18 protein-coding genes, 5 tRNA genes and 1 pseudogene are annotated in these 21,831 nt (G+C 66.8%); 15 read left to right on the plus strand and 9 right to left on the minus strand.

Annotation, left to right across the window (positions count from 1 at the left end):
• Positions 1 to 110: 110 nt before the first annotated feature.
• The 6 genes and pseudogenes from fabG to EGK76_RS04275 all read right to left on the minus strand — a co-directional run.
• Positions 111 to 279: pseudogene (gene fabG / locus EGK76_RS15610) on the minus strand (3-oxoacyl-ACP reductase); the annotation flags it as partial.
• A gap of 90 nt (positions 280 to 369) precedes the next feature.
• Positions 370 to 454: transfer RNA gene (locus EGK76_RS04255), tRNA-Leu, on the minus strand.
• 229 nt (positions 455 to 683) lie between these two features.
• A tRNA-Lys gene (locus EGK76_RS04260) sits at positions 684 to 759 on the minus strand.
• A 77-nt stretch (positions 760 to 836) separates the two neighbouring features.
• Positions 837 to 913 (minus strand) — tRNA-His (locus tag EGK76_RS04265).
• A gap of 31 nt (positions 914 to 944) precedes the next feature.
• Positions 945 to 1,021 (minus strand) — tRNA-Arg (locus EGK76_RS04270).
• A gap of 35 nt (positions 1,022 to 1,056) precedes the next feature.
• Positions 1,057 to 1,133: transfer RNA gene (locus EGK76_RS04275), tRNA-Pro, on the minus strand.
• Positions 1,134 to 1,289: 156 nt separating this feature from the next.
• Here EGK76_RS04275 and EGK76_RS04280 point away from each other — a divergent pair.
• The 5 genes from EGK76_RS04280 (at position 1,290) to lon (ending at position 8,563) form a co-directional block, all read left to right on the plus strand.
• Complete coding sequence (locus EGK76_RS04280) at positions 1,290 to 2,051, plus strand: Bax inhibitor-1/YccA family protein (protein ID WP_096298868.1); 762 nt, start codon at positions 1,290 to 1,292, stop codon at positions 2,049 to 2,051.
• A gap of 451 nt (positions 2,052 to 2,502) precedes the next feature.
• Positions 2,503 to 3,810 (plus strand): trigger factor, encoded by a 1,308-nt coding sequence (gene tig, locus EGK76_RS04285; RefSeq protein ID WP_123831753.1) that lies wholly within the window; start codon positions 2,503 to 2,505, stop codon positions 3,808 to 3,810.
• A gap of 59 nt (positions 3,811 to 3,869) precedes the next feature.
• Entirely contained in the window at positions 3,870 to 4,496 is a 627-nt protein-coding gene (gene clpP / locus EGK76_RS04290) for an ATP-dependent Clp endopeptidase proteolytic subunit ClpP (RefSeq protein WP_096298864.1), read from the plus strand.
• Positions 4,497 to 4,608: 112 nt separating this feature from the next.
• Positions 4,609 to 5,895: an ATP-dependent Clp protease ATP-binding subunit ClpX gene (gene clpX / locus EGK76_RS04295; protein ID WP_096298862.1), complete on the plus strand. Its 1,287-nt coding sequence runs from the start codon at positions 4,609 to 4,611 to the stop codon at positions 5,893 to 5,895.
• 220 nt (positions 5,896 to 6,115) lie between these two features.
• Positions 6,116 to 8,563 carry an endopeptidase La gene (gene lon, locus EGK76_RS04300; protein WP_096300595.1) on the plus strand — a complete coding sequence of 816 codons (2,448 nt, stop codon included), beginning with the start codon at positions 6,116 to 6,118 and terminating at the stop codon, positions 8,561 to 8,563.
• 103 nt (positions 8,564 to 8,666) lie between these two features.
• On the opposite strand, the gene EGK76_RS04305 is transcribed toward lon, so the two are convergent.
• Positions 8,667 to 9,236: a Smr/MutS family protein gene (locus EGK76_RS04305; RefSeq protein WP_096298860.1), complete on the minus strand. Its 570-nt coding sequence runs from the start codon at positions 9,234 to 9,236 to the stop codon at positions 8,667 to 8,669.
• Between the two features lie 116 nt (positions 9,237 to 9,352).
• Here EGK76_RS04305 and surE point away from each other — a divergent pair, with 116 nt between their 5' ends.
• The 3 genes from surE to EGK76_RS04325 all read left to right on the plus strand — a co-directional run bounded on the left by surE (position 9,353) and on the right by EGK76_RS04325 (position 12,137).
• Positions 9,353 to 10,135, plus strand: coding sequence for a 5'/3'-nucleotidase SurE (gene surE / locus EGK76_RS04310; RefSeq protein WP_123832060.1), 783 nt, complete (start codon positions 9,353 to 9,355; stop codon positions 10,133 to 10,135).
• On the plus strand, positions 10,132 to 10,827 hold the full coding sequence (locus EGK76_RS04315; protein ID WP_096298858.1) for a protein-L-isoaspartate(D-aspartate) O-methyltransferase: 696 nt from the start codon (positions 10,132 to 10,134) through the stop codon (positions 10,825 to 10,827). Before surE ends, EGK76_RS04315 begins: the two co-directional genes overlap by 4 nt.
• A gap of 566 nt (positions 10,828 to 11,393) precedes the next feature.
• Positions 11,394 to 12,137 carry a peptidoglycan DD-metalloendopeptidase family protein gene (locus EGK76_RS04325; protein WP_123831754.1) on the plus strand — a complete coding sequence of 248 codons (744 nt, stop codon included), beginning with the start codon at positions 11,394 to 11,396 and terminating at the stop codon, positions 12,135 to 12,137.
• A gap of 356 nt (positions 12,138 to 12,493) precedes the next feature.
• Here the strand turns inward: EGK76_RS04325 and EGK76_RS04330 are convergent, their stop codons facing one another.
• Positions 12,494 to 12,895, minus strand: coding sequence for an MTH938/NDUFAF3 family protein (locus EGK76_RS04330; protein ID WP_123831755.1), 402 nt, complete (start codon positions 12,893 to 12,895; stop codon positions 12,494 to 12,496).
• Between the two features lie 23 nt (positions 12,896 to 12,918).
• The gene (yhbY, locus tag EGK76_RS04335) at positions 12,919 to 13,224 is read right to left on the minus strand and encodes a ribosome assembly RNA-binding protein YhbY (protein WP_096298852.1); all 306 of its coding nucleotides are present in this window, start codon (positions 13,222 to 13,224) and stop codon (positions 12,919 to 12,921) included.
• A gap of 83 nt (positions 13,225 to 13,307) precedes the next feature.
• On the opposite strand from yhbY, the gene rlmE reads away from it, so the two are divergent.
• From rlmE to hflX, 7 genes are all read left to right on the plus strand, one after another.
• Positions 13,308 to 13,940, plus strand: coding sequence for a 23S rRNA (uridine(2552)-2'-O)-methyltransferase RlmE (gene rlmE / locus EGK76_RS04340; RefSeq protein ID WP_096298850.1), 633 nt, complete (start codon positions 13,308 to 13,310; stop codon positions 13,938 to 13,940).
• Between the two features lie 42 nt (positions 13,941 to 13,982).
• Complete coding sequence (ftsH, locus tag EGK76_RS04345; RefSeq protein ID WP_096298848.1) at positions 13,983 to 15,905, plus strand: ATP-dependent zinc metalloprotease FtsH; 1,923 nt, start codon at positions 13,983 to 13,985, stop codon at positions 15,903 to 15,905.
• 334 nt (positions 15,906 to 16,239) lie between these two features.
• Positions 16,240 to 17,139, plus strand: coding sequence for a dihydropteroate synthase (gene folP, locus EGK76_RS04350; RefSeq protein ID WP_123831756.1), 900 nt, complete (start codon positions 16,240 to 16,242; stop codon positions 17,137 to 17,139).
• Positions 17,140 to 17,244: 105 nt separating this feature from the next.
• Positions 17,245 to 18,756, plus strand: a complete 1,512-nt coding sequence (gene putP / locus EGK76_RS04355) for a sodium/proline symporter PutP (protein ID WP_233580149.1) — start codon at positions 17,245 to 17,247, stop codon at positions 18,754 to 18,756.
• A 34-nt stretch (positions 18,757 to 18,790) separates the two neighbouring features.
• A complete protein-coding gene (gene miaA / locus EGK76_RS04360; protein WP_123831757.1) occupies positions 18,791 to 19,765 on the plus strand; it encodes a tRNA (adenosine(37)-N6)-dimethylallyltransferase MiaA in 975 nt (324 codons plus the stop codon).
• A gap of 219 nt (positions 19,766 to 19,984) precedes the next feature.
• Positions 19,985 to 20,269, plus strand: a complete 285-nt coding sequence (gene hfq, locus EGK76_RS04365) for an RNA chaperone Hfq (RefSeq protein WP_096298844.1) — start codon at positions 19,985 to 19,987, stop codon at positions 20,267 to 20,269.
• A 26-nt stretch (positions 20,270 to 20,295) separates the two neighbouring features.
• On the plus strand, positions 20,296 to 21,615 hold the full coding sequence (gene hflX / locus EGK76_RS04370; protein WP_096298842.1) for a ribosome rescue GTPase HflX: 1,320 nt from the start codon (positions 20,296 to 20,298) through the stop codon (positions 21,613 to 21,615).
• The last annotated feature ends 216 nt before the right edge of the window (positions 21,616 to 21,831 follow it).

Consider the following 21,831-nt stretch of genomic DNA (forward strand, 5'->3'; position numbering starts at 1 on the left):
CGCCGCCGTCGGGCGCCACCACCGTGGTCAGTGACGTTTGCCAGGCATTTCTCGTGACTGGTCTCCCGGCGCGATCCCGCCGGGCGCCGCGAGGGAAGTCGGCCCGGCATGCGTCCGTGACCGTCCTGGCCGGCGAGCCGCTCGCCGATCCTCGATTTACCCGCTTCGGGGATCGCGATAGCAATCACGGTCGTGCCCGGCGCGGCCACGGTGTGGCCGATCGCCGCGCCGATACCGCGGCTGGCCGACGAGGGCGGTCCCGCCCGGAAGGGGTGGCACGGGATCTGCGTGCAACGGCCGGCGAGAAGCCGTCGTAGCGCGCCTGCGTCGGACCACAGGCAGGCGGGCAGCGTATGCGATTCACCCGACTGGTGCGAAAGGGGGGACTCGAACCCCCACGCCTTGCGGCACTGGTACCTAAAACCAGGGCGTCTACCAATTCCGCCACTTTCGCATCGTGCCAGGGTGCGCCGGGCCGCGGCATGGTAGTCGATCGCCGCGGTTCTTGGACACCTCGCCCCGCAAGGGCGCCTCCCGGAGCGGGGCTGCGGATCATTGCCGGGGAGGGGGCGAGGCCCTCCGCCAACGGCAGGCGGGCCGCGGTCGTCGCCATGGGCCGGGTGCGATGCGCGGCATCGCCCGCAACGAAAAACGCCCGGCAATGCCGGGCGCTTTCGTCTAACTGGTGGGCCGTCAAGGATTCGAACCTTGGACCTATTGATTAAGAGTCAACTGCTCTACCAACTGAGCTAACGGCCCGATGAAGCGGGCGCGCATTGTACTGTGACTTTGCGCGCCTGGGCAACACCTTTCTGGTGTGTCACCCGGTAAAACTATGGGGTGGAAGACGGGATTTGAACCCGCGACCCCCGGAATCACAATCCGGTGCTCTAACCAACTGAGCTACATCCACCACAGTAAAACTCGTTTCGTACCGCCGGCACTGGCGCGCCCGACAGGAATCGAACCTGTAACCCCCGACTTAGAAGGTCGGTGCTCTATCCGGTTGAGCTACGGGCGCCAGTGCGTCGAATGATAAACGCGACTGGTGCCCGGTGGTCGGGGTAGAGGGATTCGAACCCCCGACATCCTGCTCCCAAAGCAGGCGCGCTACCAGACTGCGCTATACCCCGCCGGAACAAGCGGTCAAACCTGATCCCGACACGGCCAGGGCCGTACGAAGGGCGCAATTGTACGGCCGTCTTCAGCGCTGTCAATGCAGTGATGCACCTGAGACGGCGTGTATCCTCCCAGTCATACAAATCCACGGACTGACAGGGGCGAAAATCATGCGCAGCGGCAATCCTGCACTCAAGGAATCCACGTTCCTCGACCTCGCCAGCGGAAGCGTCGTTTCGCGCGACGGCGAGGCGATGACCCTCAATGGCACCGTCAACAAGACCGGTTTCCTCCTGCTGTTGACCGTGCTCACGGCGGCGTTCGCCTGGTCGCAGGTCGAGTTCGGCACGGATGGCCGTCCGCAGCCGGGTTTCGGCATCTACATGTGGGGCGGTCTGATCGGCGGTTTCGTACTGGCGATGGTCACGGTCTTCAAGAAGGAGTGGGCGCCGGTGACCGCGCCGGCTTATGCGCTGGTGGAAGGCTTCTTCCTCGGCGCGATCTCGGCGATGTACAACTTCATGTACGAAGGCATCGTGCTGCAGGCGGTGATGCTGACCTTCGGAACACTGTTCGCGCTGCTGTTCGCGTATCGCACGGGCTTGGTCAAGGCCACCGAGAACTTCAAGCTCGGTGTCGTCGCAGCGACCGGCGGCATTGCGCTGGTGTACCTGGCAACGATCGTGCTGGGCCTGTTCGGGGTCCAGATTCCCTTGATCCACGAGTCGGGCCTGGTCGGCATCGGCTTCAGCCTGTTCGTGATCGTCATCGCGGCGCTGAACCTCGTGCTGGATTTCGATTTCATTGAAACCGGCGTCGAGCAGGGCGCGCCGAAGTACATGGAGTGGTACGGCGCATTCGGCCTGATGGTCACGCTGGTGTGGCTGTACATCGAGTTCCTGCGCCTGCTCTCGAAGCTGCAGCAGCGCTGAGTCGACCCGCTTCCGTATCGAAGAAGGGCGCCCGCGGGCGCCTTTTTTCATTTCGGCGCGCTTCGCATTCGCCGTGCCGGTATCGGTTGCGGCCGCTGCGCCGGGCAGCGCATGGCGGGCGAGTGGATGTCCGTGCCGCGAGCTGGCCGACGTGGCACCGCGGCCCAGCTAGGGGCGGCGGCGATCCAGGGCTGGCTCCCGCTCCGGGGTGCGTCGAGACGGGTTGAGGGCAGCCGGACACGGTTCTCCCGGCGTTGGCGCCGTCGCGCGTATCCGCACCGGCTCAACGGCGGATGGGGGCGGTTGCCTACAGCGGTGGCGGTGGTGGGCCGAATCGGCCAAACTACGCCGTTCCGTCGCCCGCGCCTCGCCAGGGCCGGCGTCGGCAGACACAACCAATTCCCAACAAGACAGATGTCGCGCGGCCTGGTCCGCGAGCGCAGGAGTGGATATGCAAGTTTCGGTCGAATCGCTGGGCAGCCTGGAACGCAAGATGACGTTCCGTGTGCCATCCGAACGCCTGGATACCCAGGTCGGTGGCCGTCTGCGCGAGATCGCGCGGACCACCCGCCTCAAGGGCTTCCGTCCCGGCAAGGTTCCGGCCAAGGTCGTCGAGCAGCGCTTCGGCGAGCAGGTCCGTGCCGAGGAACTCGATCGTCTGCTGCGTGAAGGCTTCGATCAGGCCGTGCGCGAGAACGAGCTGCAGATCGCCGGCGCGCCGCGGATCATGCCCGAAGGCGAGGCAGGCGAGGGCGAGCTTGCCTTCACCGCGACCTTCGAGATCGTGCCCGACTTCGGCACGATCGAACTCGAGAAGCTGGAAGTGGTGCGCCATACGGCCGAAGTCGCCGAGGACGACATCGACCGCATGATCGAGAACCTGCGGCTGCAGCGCCGCAGCTGGAGCGCGGTGACGCGTGGCGCGCAGAAGGGCGACGCCGTCGACGTGGAGACCTGGTCGCAGATCGGCGACGAGCGCCTGCCGGCCGAAGGCGCCGAGCGCGGCGTGACCGTGCTGGGCTCGGGCGCGATGTATTCCGAGATCGAGGACGCACTGGTCGGAATGGCCAAGGGCGACGAGAAGTCGGTCGGCGTAACGTTCCCGGCCGACTGGCGCGTGCCGCAGCTGGCCGGCAAGCAGGCCCAGGTCCATCTGAAGATCGAGCAGGTCTCCGAGCAGCAGCTCCCCGAGGTCGACGGCGCGTTCATCCGCAGCTTCGGCGTCAAGAGCGGCGAAATGGCGCAGTTCCGCGCTGAGATCCGCGCCAACCTGGAGCGTGAGCTCAAGGGTGCGCTGATGAACCGCCTGCGCCGCGAGGTCGGCGAACAGCTGGTCGCCGCGTTCGCGCACGTGGAACTGCCGCCGAAGCTGGTGGAATCGGAAGCCCGGTCCCTGCTGCGCCAGATGGTCGAGCAGGCGCGGCGCAACGGCCAGAATCCGAACGTTGCCGAGGACGCGCACACCGAGTTCCTGGAACCGGCGCGCAAGCGCGTGCTCGTCGGCCTGCTGGTCGGCGAGGTCGCCCGTCGCAACCAGCTCAGGCTTGACCCCAAGCGCGTGAACGAAACCATGCGCCTGATCGCTTCGACCTACGAAGAGCCGCAGCAGGTCATTGAGATGTACCGCAACGACCCCCAGCTGATGTCGGGGCTGCAGAACCGCGTGATGGAGGAGCAGGTGATCGACTGGATCGCCGAGCGCGCCCAGCACACGGAGCAGCCGCTGAGCTTCCAGGACGCGGTCAGCCCGCAGGGCTGATCGGAGTCCAATCTGTCCGGTCCTTCGGGGCCGGACGCTCCACAGACGGGGATTGAGTGATGAGTATCGAAACGAAGGCCCTCAACATGGTGCCGATGGTGGTCGAGCAGACCAGCCGCGGCGAACGCGCGTACGACATCTATTCGCGCCTGTTGAAGGAACGCGTGATCTTCCTCGTGGGCGGCATCGACGACCACATGGCGAACGTGATCGTCGCCCAGTTGCTGTTCCTCGAGGCGGAAAACCCCGAGAAGGACATCAACCTCTATATCAACTCGCCGGGCGGCATCGTCACCGCAGGCATGGCCATCTACGACACCATGCAGTTCATCAAGCCGGACGTCAGCACGATCTGCATCGGCCAGGCGGCCAGCATGGGCGCGCTGCTGCTCTCGGCGGGCGCGGCAGGCAAGCGCTATGCGCTGCCGAACTCCCGCGTGATGATCCACCAGCCGCTCGGCGGCTTCCAGGGGCAGGCGACCGACATCGATATCCACGCGAAGGAAATCCTGTCGATGAAGCAGCGCCTGAACGAGATCATGGCCCATCACACCGGCCAGCCGTTCGAGACGATCGCCCGCGACACCGAGCGCGACAACTTCAAGAGTGCCCACGCCGCGCGTGAGTACGGCCTGGTCGACCAGGTGCTCGAGCGTCGCCCCGACGAGACCATTACCGCCGGGTGAATCAGCCAAGCGCTTGATTCATCAGGCATATGCATAGCGCCGGCGCCCGACAAGGCGCGCCGGACGCTGTGCTATTCTCGAAACGAAACCGAAATACAGATTTGGCCAAGGCATGAGCGAAGACCGTCAGGGTCGTTCCGGCGACAGCAACAAGATCCTCTACTGCTCCTTCTGCGGAAAGAGCCAGCATGAGGTGCGCAAGCTGATTGCGGGTCCCAGCGTGTTCATCTGCGATGAGTGCGTTGAGCTCTGCAACGACATCATTCGCGAGGAGCTCGAGGAGAAGGCGCAGTCGGCACGCAGCTCGCTGCCCAAGCCGCGCGAGATTCTCGAGGTGCTCGACCAGTACGTCATCGGCCAGCGCCGCGCGAAGAAGACGCTCGCCGTGGCTGTGTACAACCACTACAAGCGCATCGAGAGCCGCAGCAAGAACGACGAGGTCGAACTGGCCAAGTCGAACATCCTGCTGATCGGGCCGACCGGCTCGGGCAAGACGCTGCTCGCGGAAACGCTGGCGCGGCTGCTCAACGTGCCGTTCACGATGGCTGACGCGACGACGCTGACCGAGGCCGGTTACGTCGGCGAGGACGTCGAGAACATCATCCAGAAGCTGCTGCAGAAGTGCGACTACGACGCCGAGAAGGCGCAGCAGGGCATCGTGTACATCGACGAGATCGACAAGATCTCGCGCAAGAGCGAGAACCCGTCGATCACCCGAGACGTTTCGGGCGAGGGCGTCCAGCAGGCACTGCTGAAGCTGATCGAAGGCACGGTTGCGTCGGTGCCGCCGCAGGGTGGTCGCAAGCATCCGCAGCAGGAATTCCTGCAGGTCGATACCAAGAACATCCTGTTCATCGTCGGCGGCGCGTTCGCGGGCCTGGACAAGGTGATCCAGGCGCGCAGCACCGACGCCAGCGGCATCGGCTTCGGGGCCAAGCTCAAGAGTTCCGAACGCAAGGCGGAAGTCGGCAAGGTGCTGGCTGATGTCGAGCCGGAGGATCTGATCAAGTTCGGTCTGATTCCGGAGTTCGTCGGTCGTCTGCCGGTGGTGGCAACGCTCGAGGAGCTGGACGAAGCGGCGCTGATCCAGATCCTCACCGAGCCCAAGAACGCCATCAGCAAGCAGTTCAAGAAGCTCTTCGAGATGGAGGGCGTGGAACTGGAATTCCGCCCCGATGCGCTGACCGCCATCGCCAAGAAGGCGATCAAGCGCAAGACCGGTGCGCGAGGTCTGCGTACGATCGTCGAATCGGTGCTGCTCGATACGATGTACGACCTGCCGTCGCTGGAGAATGTCAGCAAGGTGGTCGTCGACGAATCTGTCATCGAGCACAAGTCGGAACCGTACCTGATCTACGAAACACCGGCTCCCGAGCAGAAGATCGCCTCCGGCGACTGATACGGGGTCGGAACGATACGTTCCGATGTCGCGTCATTCAGGCTGGGAAGACACCAGCCGCGCCACGAAGCGCCGCGTGCCCCAGGCACGCGGCGTTTTTCGTATCCGCGTCACGCGGGAGGCGCTTGCATCCTGTCCAGCGGCGCCCCATAAACGATGCCAGGGTGGCTGCAAGCCACCAAGGCCGCCCCGTCGGGGCGGCGACAGATGAGGAAGGATGATGAGCCCCCGCAGCACTCCCGAAACCCACGAACTGCCGGTCCTGCCGCTGCGCGATGTCGTCGTGTTTCCGCATATGGTCATCCCGTTGTTCGTCGGCCGCGACAAGTCCATCCGCGCGCTCGACATGGCGATGGAGGCCGACAAGCGCATCCTGCTGGTCGCGCAGAAGTCGGCCGAGATCGACGATCCCAACGAGGAGGATCTCCACCAGATCGGCACGCTGGCGACCGTACTGCAGTTGCTCAAGCTTCCCGACGGCACGATCAAGGTGCTGGTCGAAGGTACTGAGCGCGTCAGGCTCCGCGACATCCGCGAGCACGATGGCGCGCTGGTCGGCAGCGGCGTGGCGATCCCGCCAGTCGAAGGTCGCGAACCCCGCGAGGTCGAAGCCATCGCGCGCTCGCTGATGAGCCTGTTCGAGCAGTACGTCAAGACCAACCGCAAGTTGCCGCCCGAGCTGCTGCAGACACTGGCCGGCATCGACGAGCCCGGCCGCCTGGCCGACACCATCGCCGCCCATCTGGGCGTGCGTCTGGCCGACAAGCAGCGTCTGCTTGAAGCGACCGACACCGCCGACCGCCTCGAGCTGCTGGTCGGCTTCGTCGACGGCGAGATCGACGTGCAGCAGATGGAGAAGCGCATCCGCGGCCGCGTGAAGTCGCAGATGGAGAAGTCGCAGCGCGAGTACTACCTCAACGAGCAGATGAAGGCGATCCAGAAGGAGCTGGGCGAGATCGACGAAGCGCCGAGCGACATCGACGAGATCGCGCGCAAGATCGCCGAGGCCGGGATGCCGAAGGCGGTCGAGACCAAGGCCAAGGCCGAGTTCAACAAGCTCAAGCAGATGCCGCCGATGTCGGCCGAGGCGTCGGTCGTGCGCAACTATCTCGACTGGCTGCTGGGTGTGCCGTGGAAGAAGCGCAGCAAGGTGCGCAAGGACCTCAAGGCCGCGCAGGACGTGCTCGACGCCGACCACTACGGTCTGGAGAAGGTCAAGGACCGCATCCTCGAGTACCTCGCGGTGCAGACCCGCGTGAAGCAGATGAAGGGCGCGATCCTGTGCCTGGTCGGTCCGCCGGGCGTGGGCAAGACTTCGCTCGGCCAGTCGATCGCCAAGGCGACCAATCGCAAGTTCACCCGCATGGCCCTGGGTGGCGTGCGCGACGAGGCGGAGATCCGTGGACATCGCCGCACCTACGTCGGTTCGATGCCGGGCCGCATCGTCCAGAGCCTGAACAAGGTCGGCACGAAGAACCCGCTGTTCCTGCTCGATGAGATCGACAAGATGTCGATGGACTTCCGTGGCGATCCCGCGTCGGCGCTGCTCGAGGTGCTCGATCCGGAACAGAACCACACCTTCAACGACCATTATCTCGAGGTCGATCTCGACCTGTCCGAAGTGATGTTCGTGGCGACCTCGAACTCGCTCAACATCCCCGGGCCGCTGCTCGATCGCATGGAAGTGATCCGCATCCCCGGCTACACCGAAGAAGAGAAGCTCAACATCGCGATGCGTTACCTGCTGCCCAAGCAGCTCAAGGCCAATGGCCTGCGCGACAGCGAGCTGACGGTGTCGGAAGGCGCGATCCGCGACATCGTGCGCTACTACACGCGTGAATCGGGCGTGCGCAACCTGGAGCGCGAGATCGCCAAGGTCTGCCGCAAGGTGGTCAAGGAGATAGCGCTCGCGGGGCCGGTGAAGGGCAAGGCCAAGAGCGTGCGCACGGTCAAGGTGACGGAGAAGAACCTCGACAAGTACCTGGGCGTGCAGCGTTACGACTTCGGTCGCGCCGAGCAGGACAACGAGGTGGGCCTGGTGACGGGCCTGGCATGGACGGAAGTCGGCGGCGACCTGCTGCAGATCGAGGCGACGCAGGTGCCGGGCAAGGGCCAGCTGATCCTCACCGGCCAGCTCGGCGACGTGATGAAGGAATCGGCGTCGGCAGCGATGTCGGTGGTGCGCTCGCGCGCCGAGCGCCTGGGCGTGGAACTCGAAGTGCTGCAGAAGCACGACATCCACGTCCACGTGCCCGATGGCGCGACACCGAAGGACGGTCCGAGTGCGGGCATCGCGATGGCGACGACACTGGTGTCGCTGCTGACCAAGATCCCGGTGCGCGCGGACGTGGCGATGACCGGTGAGATCACCCTGCGTGGCCGGGTGACGGCGATCGGCGGTCTGAAGGAGAAGCTGCTCGCGGCGCTGCGCGGCGGCATCAAGACCGTGATCATTCCCGAGGAAAACCGCAAGGATCTGGCCGACATCCCGAAGAACGTCACCGCCGGGATGAAGATCGTGCCGGTGAAGTACATCGACGAGGTGCTCGATCTCGCGCTGGAGCGTCCGCTGCCGCCACCCCCGGGGCAGAAGGCCGATACGACGCGCAAGGCGCCCCGCAAGGTGGTGCCGCGGACCGAAGCCAAGCGGACCCGCGTGAAACACTGAGCGGGCTTGACCGCGATATCCGAGGGCTGCAGGCGACTGCAGCCCTTTTTTTTGCGGGTTTGCCCGCGTCTGGCATGCCAACCCGCCAGGACGGGGGCGGGGCTCAGCGGCGCGGCCTCAGCAGTACGAGTACCGCCCCCGTACCGCCTTGGCCGCCAGGCGCGGTGTGGAAGGCGAGGACGTCGGCGCGCTGGCGCAGCAGCCGGTCGACGAGATTCTTGAGGATCGGCGCATCCGGCGAGGAGTTCAGCCCCTTGCCGTGGATGATGCGCACGCAACCGACACCCGCGTCGACCGCGTCACGCAGGAACAGCCGCAGCAGGGCGGTCGCCTGCTGCACGTCGCTGTGATGCAGGTCGAGCTCTTCCTGGGCCGCGTACTCGCCGCGTCCGAGGCGCCGCAGCACGCGCGGCGCGATTTCCTCGCGGCGGTACTGCATGGAATCGCCGGCGTGCAGCAGGGGCCCGTCGAGCAGTTGCCTGAATTCGCTGCGCGCCTGCGCATCGTCACGTTCGGCCATTCGTGTCGACGGCCGTGGCTTGGGCGACTGCGGCGGCAGCGGCGCCGCGGGCAGCTCGCGCACCGGGCCGATCGCATTGCGGAAAAGCGCCGCATCGTCGTCATCGATCGATGGCGCGGGGGGCGGATCGGAGCGGTGGCGGCCACGTTGCATGCGTCTAGCCTAGCGAAGCGTGCGCGCAGCGCAGCGCGGGATCGAGGTGGGGTGGGGTGGATGCATCCGTTATCATGCACGTCTTGTCCGTCGGCTCGGGGTCCGTAGAACAGTTCATGCGCGTACTGGTCAGCAACGACGACGGCGTCGACGCCCCCGGCATCCGGATCCTGGCCCAGGGCCTGCGCGATGCGGGTCACGAGGTGCTCATCGTGGCGCCCGACCGCGACCGCTCGGGTGCCAGCAACTCGCTGACCCTCGACATGCCGTTGCGCACCGTGCAGCTCGATGACCACACCTGGCGCGTGCACGGCACGCCGACCGACTGCGTGCATGTGGCGATCACCGGCCTGCTCGATCGTGAACCCGATATCGTCGTGTCGGGTATCAACAACACCGCCAACCTCGGCGACGACGTGATCTATTCGGGCACTGTCGCCGCGGCGATGGAAGGCCGCTTCCTGGGCCTGCCGGCGGTTGCGGTCTCGCTGGTCACGCGCGACCACGAGGGCAAGCACTACGAAACGGCCGCGCGGGCGGCGGTGGAGATCGTCGCGCGGCTGAAGGCCGACCCGTTGCCGGCCGACACCATCCTCAACGTGAACGTGCCCGATGTGCCCTGGGAAGAGCTCGCGGGCTTCGAGGTCACGCGTCTGGGTAACCGGCACCGCGCCGGCCCCTGTACCTCGATCGACGATCCGCGTGGTCGGACCTGGTGGTGGATCGGCGCGGCGGGTCCCGAGCAGGACGCCGGCCCGGGCACCGACTTCCACGCGGTGCGCACGCGGCACATCGCGATCACGCCGATCCATGTCGACCTGACCCGTTATCAGGCGCTCGAGCACGTCGCCAGCTGGGTCGGCGGTCTGGAAGCCGACCTGAAGGCGACCCGGGCATGAGCATGCGTTTGCGATTGCAGCCCGAGGCGATTGGCGTCGGGATGACCTCGCAGCGCGTACGCGACCGGTTGATCGAGCGCCTGCGCGATGGTGCACATCCGGGCGGCGGCATCACCGACGAGCGGGTCCTCAATGCGATCCGTACCGTGCCCCGGCACCTGTTCGTCGATGAGGCGCTGGCCACGCGCGCCTACGAGGACACCGCGCTGCCGATCGGCCACGGACAGACGATCTCGCAGCCATGGGTGGTCGCGCGGATGACCGAGGCGCTGCTGGCCCATGGCATGCCGGGCAAGGTGCTCGAGGTCGGCACCGGCTCGGGCTACCAGGCGACGATCCTCGCGGCGCTGGGCATCGAGGTGCACACGGTCGAGAGGATCGGCGAACTGCTGCGCGTCGCGCGCAAGCGCTTCCGCTCGCTGGGGCTCAACATCCGCAGCAAGCACGACGACGGCCGCATCGGCTGGCCCGAGAACGGGCCTTTCGACGGGATCATCGTCACCGCCGCGGGCCCGGCGCTGGTGGAGGCGCTGAGTGCGCAGCTGGCGGTCGGCGGCACCCTGGTCGCCCCGGTCGGCGCGCAGGGCGCGCAGCGGCTGCTGGTGCTGCGCAAGGATGCCGACGGCCACATCGAACAACAGGACGTGGCGGCCGTCGCGTTCGTGCCGCTCCTCTCCGGATACGTGGACTGATGCAGTTGTTCGCAAGGACGTACGACCTCACGCTTTCGTGGGCACGCCATCGCGACGCACCACGCTGTCTGACCGCGATGAGCGCGGCCGAATCGTGATCTTCCCGATTCCGCCCGACGTCATGCTCGCCCCTGGCCCAACCGAGGGCGTGGTGGCGCTTCGCGTTGCTGTGCACACTCGGGTCGGTGGCCGTCGGTTTGCCGGGCTGCGGACACTTCGTACTCGACCTTGCGTGGCCGTGGATCGTGCGCATGGGCTGGGAGTCCGCATTCGAGCGAATCCAGGCGTCCTTCCTGGAACACGGCCTGCTGTTCGTGTTCCTCGCCGGGTTCACGCCGATCCCATGCAAAGTGTTCACCATCGCGTCGGGTTCGCCGGGAGTCCGCTTGCTACCGTTCGTCGTCGGATCGCTGCTGGGCCGCGGCATGCGGTTCTACCTGGTAGCGGGTTTGATGGCTCGGGGGCGGCGCGAAGTACGAGCCGGTGCTCAAGCGTTACATCGAATGGCTTGGCTGGTTGATGGTGGGCTTGGCGGTCGTCGGACTGGTCTGGTTGGAGATGCGTGGATGAGGATGCTGGTTGTGTTGGTATTGGTTGGACTGCTTTCGGCCTGCGGAAGCAGCCGGGTGATCCGTGAGGGCGGCAGTACCGCGCCGACGTCGACGCCCCGGCCGGGGCAATCGGTCACCGTACAGCGCGGCGACACCGTGTACCGCCTGGCAACCAGCAACGGCATCAGTGCGTTGGATCTCGCGACCTGGAACAACATCCGCCCCCCGTACACGATCTATCCGGGCCAGCGGCTGCGCCTGTATCCCGGTGGCGGCAGCGCCGCGCCGGCACGAGCAGCCACGACCGGTACCGCCAGCGCGCAGCGCCCTGCGGTGCAGCCCACCCAGTCCAGGCCGCAGGCACCGGCCGCACCGCCGGCGCGAAGCCCGTTCAACTGGCAGTGGCCCACGGCCGGCCAGGTCGTCGGACGCTATGTCGCCAACGATCCCACCAAGCAGGGCATCGATATCGCCGGCACGTCGGGTCAGGCAGTCAATGCGGCCGCCGATGGCGTGGTCGTCTATTCCGGTGCGGGCCTCGTGGGATACGGCGAGCTGATCATCGTCAAGCACGACGAACAGTGGCTCACCGCCTACGGCCACAACCGCTCGCGCAAGGTCAACGAAGGCGAGCGCGTGCGTGCCGGCCAGCAGATCGCCGAGCTCGGCCGGACCGGTGCGGCGCGCGACATGCTGCATTTCGAGATCCGCTACAACGGCAAGCCGGTCGATCCGATGTCGTATCTGCCGGCGCGCTGACCGCAGCGCCGAGGCCGTGTCCGGTCCCACGCGGGTCGCACTGCGTGGACCGCTTCAACTGCGAAAGCTTCGTTGGTCTGGCGCTCGCTGCGCGGTTCGGGCGCGACAGGTGCCGCGAGCGCGTGTGCGCAGCGGTGCGACCGGGGTCGTTGCAAGGTGCAGGGGAATACCCCGGGCTGTTTGTCCTGGGCCGCTCGCGGAATGTCCGCCTCCGATCGCCATCTCGGCGCATCGGCAGGTTTTCCGCCCCCTTTCGCGCGGGCCGGGCTGGAAGCTCTGGGCTTTCCGCCTGCATCCGGATTCGGAGGGGGTAGGCGAGTCTCGTCCGGGGAACCGGCAACCCCGCGGGCTGCGCGTCAGCCGTTGCCCGGCTCGGCGAGGGGGGCGCCTTCCAGCACGAATGCCGCGACCACCCGTCGGCCTTCACCGGCCAGCACATTGAACGTGCGCGCCGCGGCAGCGTTGGTCATCGCTTCCAGGCCGATCCCCTGCGACAGGCACGCGGCCATGGTCGCCGGCGGCGGAAACGCCTGGCTTGCGCCGGTGCCGATGATCACGACTTCAGGCTCCAGCGCCAGCAGGGGCGCGAGCGCGGCAACTTCCAGCGTGCGGACATCGGTCACCGGCCAGTCTTCGACCAGTGCACGAGCCGAGACGATGAAGCTTCTGCTCAGGCGCCGATCGTTGACCAGCGCCACGCGTCCGTCCGCACCACGCAGAACGAAATCGAAATCCGGCGTCTCGAGATTCAACTGCATATGGTTGACTCCTACTCGGGAGATCAGGTCCGCGGCAGCACGATCTGGCGGCGGTCCTTGCTCTGGCGATACAGGATGGCGACATGGCCGATGCGCTGCACAAGTGCCGCGCCGGTCCGGCTTGCGAGGTCCTCGATCATCGCGTCGCGGGCTTCCCGGTCGGCTGCACCGACCTTGACCTTGATCAGCTCGTGATGTTCGAGCGCGGCGTCAATTTCGGCGATCAGCGAATCGGTGATGCCTTTGCCGCCGACCTGCAACATGGCCTTGATGCCATGGGCCTGGCCGCGCAGAAAACGGGTCTGGGCAGCGGTCAGGACGTTACTCATGGATGAACCGGTCTGGAGAATGAAAGCGGGCGGCAGGATATCATGGCCGTGGGACGCCCCCGTTCCGCCCGCCCGAGTTGTCGATGGCCTCCCGCAGTAAAAGCAGCCAGCGCTGGCTCAAGGAACATTTCTCCGATCCTTTCGTGAAGAAGGCCCAGGCCCAAGGTCTGCGCTCGCGCGCGGCCTACAAGCTCGAGGAGCTGGTCGAGCGCGACCGTCTGCTCAGGCCCGGGATGGTCGTCGTGGACCTGGGCGCTGCCCCCGGCGGCTGGTCGCAGTGGGTCCGGCATGCACTGGGCGATACCGGCCGGGTGATCGCGCTCGACATTCTGGAGATGCCTTCGCTTGCCGGTGTGGAGTTCCTTCACGGCGATTTCCGCGAGGATGCGGTCCTCTCGGCGCTGGAGTCTTCACTCGGCGGAAGCCAGGTCGACCTTGTGTTGTCGGACATGGCCCCCAACAAGAGTGGTATCGATGCTGTCGACCAGCCGCGCGCCATGCATCTGGCCGAGCTGGCGATGGATTTCGCCGACAACCACCTGCGTACCGGCGGTACGTTCCTGATCAAGCTGTTCCAGGGCACCGACTTCGATGCCTACGTGCGCGACCTGAGGCGGCGTTACACCAAGCTGTCGATCCGCAAGCCGGCGGCGTCCCGCCAGCGCTCGCCCGAGGTCTACGCGTTGGCGCAGGGCAAGCTGGCGACGATGAAGTAGCATGAATCCGGTCTACAAGACTCTCCACGAGAATTCCCGAACATGAACGATCTGGTCAAAAATCTGCTGCTCTGGGTGGTTGTTGCCGTCGTGCTGATGGTGATCTTCCAGAGCTTCAGCCCCAGAACCGGCGCAGGTGGCCAGGACGTCCAGTACTCGCAGTTCATGGAACAGGTGCGTCGTGACCAGATCGGCTCGGTGAAGATCGCCGAGGACGAGCGCACGATCACCTTCCAGAGCAAGGGCGGACAGACCGGCACCGTGATCGCGCCGCGTCGCGATGACCGCATGATCGACGACCTGATGAACCACAACGTCGCGATCGACCAGGCGCCGCCGTCGAGCGGCATCTCGCTGGGCTACATCCTGATCCAGCTGTTGCCGGTGGCGCTGATCATCGGCTTCTGGTTCTTCATGATGCGGCAGATGCAGCAGGGTGGCGGCAAGGGCGCGATGTCCTTCGGCAAGTCGCGTGCAAAGCTGCTCAACGAAGAGCAGACCAAGATCACCTTCGCCGACGTTGCCGGTTGCGACGAGGCCAAGGAGGAAGTCTCCGAACTGGTCGAATTCCTGCGGGATCCCTCGCGCTTCCAGAAGCTCGGCGGCAAGATTCCGCGCGGTGTGCTGATGGTGGGTCCGCCCGGTACCGGCAAGACGCTGCTCGCCAAGGCGATCGCGGGCGAGGCCAAGGTGCCGTTCTTCTCGATCTCGGGTTCCGACTTCGTCGAGATGTTCGTCGGCGTCGGCGCAAGCCGCGTGCGCGACATGTTCGAGCAGGCCAAGAAGCAGGCGCCTTGCATCATCTTCATCGACGAGATCGACGCCGTCGGCCGTCATCGCGGCGCGGGGCTCGGTGGTGGCCATGACGAGCGCGAGCAGACCCTCAACCAGTTGCTGGTCGAGATGGACGGCTTCGAGGGTGGCGAGGGCGTGATCGTGGTCGCCGCGACCAACCGCCCGGACGTGCTCGATCCGGCGCTGTTGCGCCCGGGCCGTTTCGACCGTCAGGTCGTCGTGGGCCTGCCGGACGTCAAGGGCCGCGAGCAGATCCTCAAGGTCCACATGCGCAAGGTGCCGCTGGACGAAGACGTGCAGCCGCTGGTCATCGCGCGTGGCACGCCCGGGTTCTCGGGCGCGGACCTGGCCAACCTCGTCAACGAAGCGGCGCTGTTCGCGGCGCGCGAGAACGCGAAGGACGTCCGCATGGACCACTTCGACCGTGCGCGCGACAAGATCCTGATGGGCGCCGAGCGCCGTTCGATGGCGATGAGCGAGGACGAAAAGACGCTGACCGCCTATCACGAGGCCGGTCACGCCATCGTCGGTCGCCTGGTTCCCGAGCACGATCCCGTCTACAAGGTGACCATCATTCCGCGTGGCCGCGCGCTGGGCGTCACGATGTATCTGCCCGAGGGCGACCGCTACTCGATGAATCGCGTGGCGATCGAATCGCAGCTGTGCTCGCTCTATGGCGGGCGCGTTGCCGAGGAACTGGTCTTCGGTGGCAACAAGGTCACCACCGGTGCGTCCAACGACATCGAGCGGGCGACCAAGATGGCCCGCAACATGGTCACCAAGTGGGGTCTGTCGGACGAGCTCGGGCCGATCGCCTATGGCGAGGAGGACGACGAGGTCTTCCTCGGTCGTTCGGTGACCCAGCACAAGTCGGTGTCGGACGACACCGCGCGCCAGATCGACGAAGTGGTGCGGACCATCCTCGACAAGGCCTACCAGCGCACGACCGAGATCCTGACCGCGAACATCGACAAGCTGCATGCGATGGCGAAGCTGTTGCTCGAGTACGAAACCATCGACGTGCCGCAGATCGACGCGATCATGGAAGGCCGCGATCCGCCGCCGCCGATGGGTTGGGGCAAGTCCAATCCCGGCAAGGGCGGCGATGGCGATGCCGGCGGAAGCCGCCCGGTACCGCCGCCGATCGGTGGTCCCGCCGAGCAGGCCTGACACGCCCGCCATTGCTTCAAGAAAAAGGCCAGGATCGCTCCTGGCCTTTCTCGTTTCAGGGCGTGTCCGCTTGCGACATCCGCCGCCAGCGGCCAGAGTCCCATCTCGTGCACGCTCAACGAATCCGGGATGGCCGAGGCCAGCCGAAGTCGTCCTGTCCATGGTTGCCTGCGGGCAGTGGCGCAGGTCTGATCATCGGCATCGTCGTGGTTGCGACGTTTGACCGGGCCGCGCTGCATCACGATCGGACGCGCGCCCGCTTCGTGTCCAGCCCGGGCCGTCGCGTGGCGTGCGCCGGCCACACCTCCATTGCAATGAATCCGAGGAACCGATGATGTTCGACACCGCGCTCCAGCTCGACTGCAACGGCCGCGTGCTGCGTCTCGACGCGCCGCGGGTCATGGGTATCGTCAATGTCACGCCGGATTCGTTCTCCGACGGGGGCGCCCACGTGGACGCCGAGGCGGCGATCGCGCACGGCGTGCGGCTTGCGGAGGAGGGCGCGGACATCCTCGATGTCGGCGGCGAATCGACGCGGCCCGGCGCTGCCGAAGTGCCCGTGGCTGAAGAACTGCGGCGCGTGCTGCCGGTGATCGAGGGTCTGCGCGCGCGCACGGCGCTGCCGATCAGCATCGACACGTCCAAGCCGGAAGTGATGCGGTCGGCGGTCGCGGCGGGCGCCGGCATGATCAACGATGTCTACGGCCTGCGCCGCGAGGGCGCGCTCGAGACGGCCGCGTCGCTCGGCGTGCCGGTGGTGCTGATGCATATGCTCGGCGAGCCGCGCGACATGCAGGATGCGCCGCAGTACGACGATGTGGTCGGCGATGTGCATCGCTTCCTCGCCGAACGCATCTTTGCCGCCGAGATGGCCGGGATCGCACGCAGACACATCCTTGTCGATCCCGGTTTCGGGTTCGGCAAGACCACGGCCCACAACATGGCGCTGCTGGCGCAGCTGCAGCGTTTCGCCGAACTGGGCGTGCCGGTGCTCGCCGGGTTGTCGCGCAAGCGCAGCATCGGCGAACTCACCGGGCGCGAGTTGGCGAGCGAGCGCGTGGCCGGATCGGTGGCCGCGCACCTGATCGCGGTGCAGAACGGCGCGCGCCTGGTGCGCGTGCACGACGTCGCCGAGACGGTCGATGCGCTCAGGATCTGGGCCGCGGTCGCCGCTGTGCCGGTGCCGCGCGCGGCGTCCGCCAGGCCTGTAATCAGCTGGCCCGACGATGCCTGAAGCCCGGCACCCGGGCTACGCCTGTAGAACGATGCGTTACCCTGTGCAGTCAGTTTCGCGCCGCCCGCCAGGGCGGCCGTTCGTTTCAGGAGGGGACAGATTCCAATGATGACTGCCAGCACGCCGCTGATCGTGACGTTCGTGATCTACCTGCTCGCCATGGTGCTGATCGGCGTCGTCGCCTGGCGTTCGACGCGTAATTTCGACGACTACATCCTGGGTGGGCGAAGCTTGGGTCCCGGCGTCACCGCGTTGTCCGCCGGCGCCTCCGACATGAGCGGTTGGCTGCTGATGGGCCTGCCCGGTGCCATGTACCTGGGCGGGGTATCTGAGTCCTGGATCGCGATTGGCCTGATCGTCGGTGCGTATCTCAACTGGCGGTATGTTGCCGGCCCGCTGCGCGTCTACACCGAGCGCACCGGCAATGCGCTGACGCTGCCCGACTTCTTCACCCATCGCTTCGAGGACCGCAGCCGCCTGCTGCGCGTGTTCTCGGCGGTGGTGATCCTGGTGTTCTTCGCCGTGTACTGCGCCTCGGGCGTGGTCGCCGGCGCGCGTCTGTTCGAGAGCGTGTTCGGCCTGCCGTATGCGCAGGCGATCTGGTGGGGCGCTGCGGTCACCATCCTCTATACGCTGATCGGCGGATTTCTCGCGGTGAGCTGGACCGATGTGGCCCAGGGCACGCTGATGCTGTTCGCACTGATACTCGCGCCGGTGATCGTCTACATGAATACCGGGGGCTTCGAATCGAGCATCGAGCTGATCCGGAGTGTCGATGCCACGCGGCTGTCGTGGACCCGCGATGGCGCGCTCGGCGCGGTCGGGCTGATCTCGCTGCTCGCATGGGCGCTGGGCTACTTCGGCCAGCCGCACATCCTGGCGCGCTTCATGGCGGCCGACAGCGTGCACTCCATTCCGGCCGCGCGCCGGATCGGCATGACCTGGATGATCCTGTGCCTGCTCGGCGCGTTGCTGGTCGGTTTCCTCGGTATCGCGTATTTCCAGCAGCACCCGGAAGTCGCCGGGCCGGTCGAAGCCAATGCCGAGCGGGTGTTCATCACCCTCGTCGAGCTGCTGTTCAATCCCTGGGTGGCCGGTGTGATCCTGTCGGCGATCCTCGCCGCGGTGATGAGCACGCTGTCGAGCCAGCTGCTCGTGTGCTCGAGCGTGCTTTCTGAGGATTTCTATCGCGGTTTCGTGCGTCCGGCCGCCGGCCAGCGGGAGCTGATGTGGATCGGTCGGGCGAGCGTGCTGCTTGTGGCGCTGGTCGCGCTGTGGCTGGCGCGCGATCCGGAGAGCCGAGTGCTCGGACTCGTCTCGTATGCCTGGGCAGGCTTCGGGGCGGCGTTCGGTCCGGTGGTGTTGCTGTCGCTGTTCTGGGGTCGCATGACCCGCAATGGCGCTCTGGCGGGCATGCTGCTCGGCGCGGTCACCGTCGTGGCGTGGAAGCAGATCGCGGTCGAGCGCATGGGCTCGAACCTCTACGAGATCGTTCCGGGGTTCGCGATCGGGCTGCTGGCGATCATCGTCGTGAGCCTGCTCGACAATGCCCCTTCGCAGAACGTGCGGGCCACCCACGAACAGGTGCGCCGGTCCCTGAGGGAAACCGGGTACTGAGCATGTTCGGTGCGTGTGCCGCCAGGACTTGCGCATGAGTGGCGATGCCGCCGCCGATCGTGCGCGCGCCATCGTGCTGATGGGTCCCACTGCGTCGGGCAAGACTGCGCTCGCGCTCGACTGGGCCGAGCGCTTCGGCGGCGAGATCGTCAGCGTCGATTCGGCGCTGGTTTACCGCGGCCTGGACATCGGCGCGGCCAAGCCCGATGCCGCCGAGCGCAGGCGCGTGCCGCACCACATGCTCGACCTGCGCGATCCATGGCAGGCCTATTCGGCCGCCGAGTTTGCTGCCGACGCACGTCGCGCGGTCGAGGACATCCTCCACCGTGGCCGGGTGCCGATCCTGGCCGGCGGCACCGGGCTTTATTTCGCGGCGCTGCTCGATGGTCTGTCGCCGATGCCCGAGGCCGACCCGGCGACCCGCGCCGCGATCGCCGCCGAGGCGGCCGAGCTGGGCTGGTCCGCACTGCATTCCCGGTTGGAAACGATCGATGCCGAAGCGGCCGCGCGTATCAAACCGGGCGATGCACAACGCATCCAGCGTGCGCTGGAGGTCCATCGGCTTACCGGCATCCCGATCAGCGAGTGGCAGCGACGCCCCACCGAATCGCCGCCGTTCCCGGCGCAGGTGCTGTCGCTGGCGATCGCACCGGCCGACCGCGCCATCCTGCACGCGCGCATTGCCGCGCGTTTCGACGCGATGCTCGCCGCAGGGTTCCTCGACGAGGTGCGGCGCCTGCGCGCCATGCCGGAACTGCGGGCGCACCCGGCGCCGCTGGAGCTGCCCGCGATCCGCGCGGTCGGCTACCGCCAGGCCTGGGAGTTCCTCGACGGGCAGGGCGACGCCGCCACGTTCCGCGAACGCGGCATCGCTGCAACCCGGCAGCTGGCCAAGCGTCAGTTCACCTGGTTGCGGGGCCGCAGCGGCGCGCGCCTGTTCGATCCGGCAGCCCAGCGCGACGTGCTGGATGCGGAGGTCACTGCATTCCTGGGCCGTCGCCCGGGGTGAACGGCTGTGGTGGGTCTGCGGGCGAGCACTTCCACGCGGCCCGTTCCGGTCGTGATGCCGGATCGCGATGACGTCCCCGATCCGACGCGGCGTCCCGCCCCTGCGATGTTGCGCGGACGGCCCCCCGGTTGTGTACCATCGGCCGGTCGGCGACCCGGGGAGCGGGCGTCGGCCCCGCTGTCAGGCACATAACAACAACAACCACGCTGGGGAAACACCATGTCCAAGGGGCAATCTTTGCAGGACCCTTTCCTGAACGCACTGCGCCGTGAGCGCGTGCCCGTCTCGATTTACCTGGTCAACGGCATCAAACTGCAGGGCACGATCGAATCCTTCGATCAGTTCGTGGTGTTGCTGCGCAACACCGTGAGCCAGATGGTCTACAAGCACGCGATCTCCACCGTGGTGCCTGCGCGCAATGTGCGTGTCGCACCCGGCGGCGGCTTCGTCCAGTCCTCCGATGGCGAGGGCGGGGACGACGCGGCGGCCGAGACCGCCGACTGACCCAGAGCCAGAGGTAGATAAACACTTTGTTCGAACGCTCCCGGAAGGGTGAAAACGCGCTGCTGATCCAGCCCCATGCGCACGGGCCGGCCGACGAGGGTGCCCTGGAAGAATTCACCGAGCTGGCACGCTCGGCCGGTGCCAACGTAGCGGCGGTCATTCCCGCCCGCATCGACAAGCCCAACGCCGCCACGCTGTTCGGCAGCGGCAAGCTCGAAGAGGTGAAGGCGGCCGCCGACGCCACTGGCGCCGATCTCATTCTCGTCAATCACCGGCTCTCGCCCGGCCAGGAACGCAACCTCGAGAAATATCTCGAGCGCCGCGTGGTCGACCGCACCGGACTGATCCTCGACATCTTCGCCCAGCGCGCCCGCAGCCATGAAGGCAAGCTGCAGGTCGAGCTGGCGCAGCTCCGGCACATGGCCACGCGGCTGGTGCGCGGCTGGACCCACCTGGAGCGCCAGCGCGGTGGTTCGATCGGCCTGCGCGGCCCCGGCGAAACCCAGCTCGAGACCGACCGTCGACTGCTGCAGAAGCGGCTTGAACAGCTGCAGGCCCGGCTCGACAAGGTAGAAGTGCAGCGCACCCAGATGCGCCGCGCCCGCGTGCGCAGCGAGATGCCGCGTGTCGCCCTGGTCGGCTACACCAATGCAGGCAAGTCGACGCTGTTCAACACGCTTTCCGGCGCGGACGCCTATGCCGCCGACCAGCTCTTCGCCACGCTCGATCCCACCGTGCGCCGCGTGGACCTGTCGGGCGGCAGCATCGTGCTGGCCGACACGGTCGGCTTCGTTCGCGACCTGCCGCACGAACTCGTCGCCGCATTCCGCTCCACCCTGAGCGAGGCGCGCGAGGCCGACCTGCTGCTGCACGTCATCGACGCTGCGGATCCGCTGCGCAACGAGCGCATCGCCCAGGTGGACGCGGTGCTGAGCGACATCGGCGCCGGCGATCTGCCGCAGCTGCTGGTGTTCAACAAGATCGACCGCATCGAAGGTGCCACGCCGCGCTACGACCTCGATCCCAATGCGCTCTCCGACGATGCCGTGCGCGAGAGCGTCTGGATCTCGGCGCGCGACGGGCTGGGCCTTGATCTGCTTTCGCATGCGCTGGCACGTCGCCTCGGCATCCGCCGCATCGTCGGCGAGCTGCGCCTGCCGCCCGAAGCGGGCCGTCTGCATGCGCGTCTGCACGCGCTCGAAGGCGTGCGCACCGAAACGCTCGACGAAGACGGCTGGCTGCTGCAGGTGGATCTGGCCCATGCCGATGCCGCGCGCCTGGCCTCGCAGGAGAACGGCGAACCCCTGCGCGCGCTGCTGCCGCCCGACGAGGACGAGTTCGGCTGAGCGGCAGTTCGGGCGGGCCGCCTCGGCCTGCCCGTCGAAACCGGTGTTTTCCGGCCGTCCCGGCCCGCCGGGCTACCGGCTCCGCCGCATCCCCGGGTGCCGCCCACAACGGCGGCCTTCCCGTCACCCCTGCCGTGGCATACGTGCATACGCAGGACAGCGAGAGCCGGCCGGCGTCGCCTGAGGGAGGCGCCAGCCGGTTAGACTATGCGACCC

The organism is Luteimonas sp. 100069 (genome assembly GCF_003813845.1).
Taxonomy (GTDB): Bacteria; Pseudomonadota; Gammaproteobacteria; order Xanthomonadales; family Xanthomonadaceae; genus Luteimonas; species Luteimonas chenhongjianii.

Excerpts from the sequence above, each read along its gene's own strand:
- EGK76_RS04280 (WP_096298868.1), top strand. The coding sequence starts at position 1,290 with ATGCGCAGCGGCAATCCTGCACTCAAGGAATCCACGTTCCTCGACCTC.
- tig (WP_123831753.1), top strand. The coding sequence starts at position 2,503 with ATGCAAGTTTCGGTCGAATCGCTGGGCAGCCTGGAACGCAAGATGACG.
- clpP (WP_096298864.1), top strand. The coding sequence starts at position 3,870 with ATGAGTATCGAAACGAAGGCCCTCAACATGGTGCCGATGGTGGTCGAG.
- clpX (WP_096298862.1), top strand. The coding sequence starts at position 4,609 with ATGAGCGAAGACCGTCAGGGTCGTTCCGGCGACAGCAACAAGATCCTC.
- lon (WP_096300595.1), top strand. The coding sequence starts at position 6,116 with ATGAGCCCCCGCAGCACTCCCGAAACCCACGAACTGCCGGTCCTGCCG.
- EGK76_RS04305 (WP_096298860.1), bottom strand. The coding sequence starts at position 9,236 with ATGCAACGTGGCCGCCACCGCTCCGATCCGCCCCCCGCGCCATCGATC.
- surE (WP_123832060.1), top strand. The coding sequence starts at position 9,353 with ATGCGCGTACTGGTCAGCAACGACGACGGCGTCGACGCCCCCGGCATC.
- EGK76_RS04315 (WP_096298858.1), top strand. The coding sequence starts at position 10,132 with ATGAGCATGCGTTTGCGATTGCAGCCCGAGGCGATTGGCGTCGGGATG.
- EGK76_RS04325 (WP_123831754.1), top strand. The coding sequence starts at position 11,394 with ATGAGGATGCTGGTTGTGTTGGTATTGGTTGGACTGCTTTCGGCCTGC.
- EGK76_RS04330 (WP_123831755.1), bottom strand. The coding sequence starts at position 12,895 with ATGCAGTTGAATCTCGAGACGCCGGATTTCGATTTCGTTCTGCGTGGT.
- yhbY (WP_096298852.1), bottom strand. The coding sequence starts at position 13,224 with ATGAGTAACGTCCTGACCGCTGCCCAGACCCGTTTTCTGCGCGGCCAG.
- rlmE (WP_096298850.1), top strand. The coding sequence starts at position 13,308 with ATGGCCTCCCGCAGTAAAAGCAGCCAGCGCTGGCTCAAGGAACATTTC.
- ftsH (WP_096298848.1), top strand. The coding sequence starts at position 13,983 with ATGAACGATCTGGTCAAAAATCTGCTGCTCTGGGTGGTTGTTGCCGTC.
- folP (WP_123831756.1), top strand. The coding sequence starts at position 16,240 with ATGTTCGACACCGCGCTCCAGCTCGACTGCAACGGCCGCGTGCTGCGT.
- putP (WP_233580149.1), top strand. The coding sequence starts at position 17,245 with ATGATGACTGCCAGCACGCCGCTGATCGTGACGTTCGTGATCTACCTG.
- miaA (WP_123831757.1), top strand. The coding sequence starts at position 18,791 with ATGAGTGGCGATGCCGCCGCCGATCGTGCGCGCGCCATCGTGCTGATG.
- hfq (WP_096298844.1), top strand. The coding sequence starts at position 19,985 with ATGTCCAAGGGGCAATCTTTGCAGGACCCTTTCCTGAACGCACTGCGC.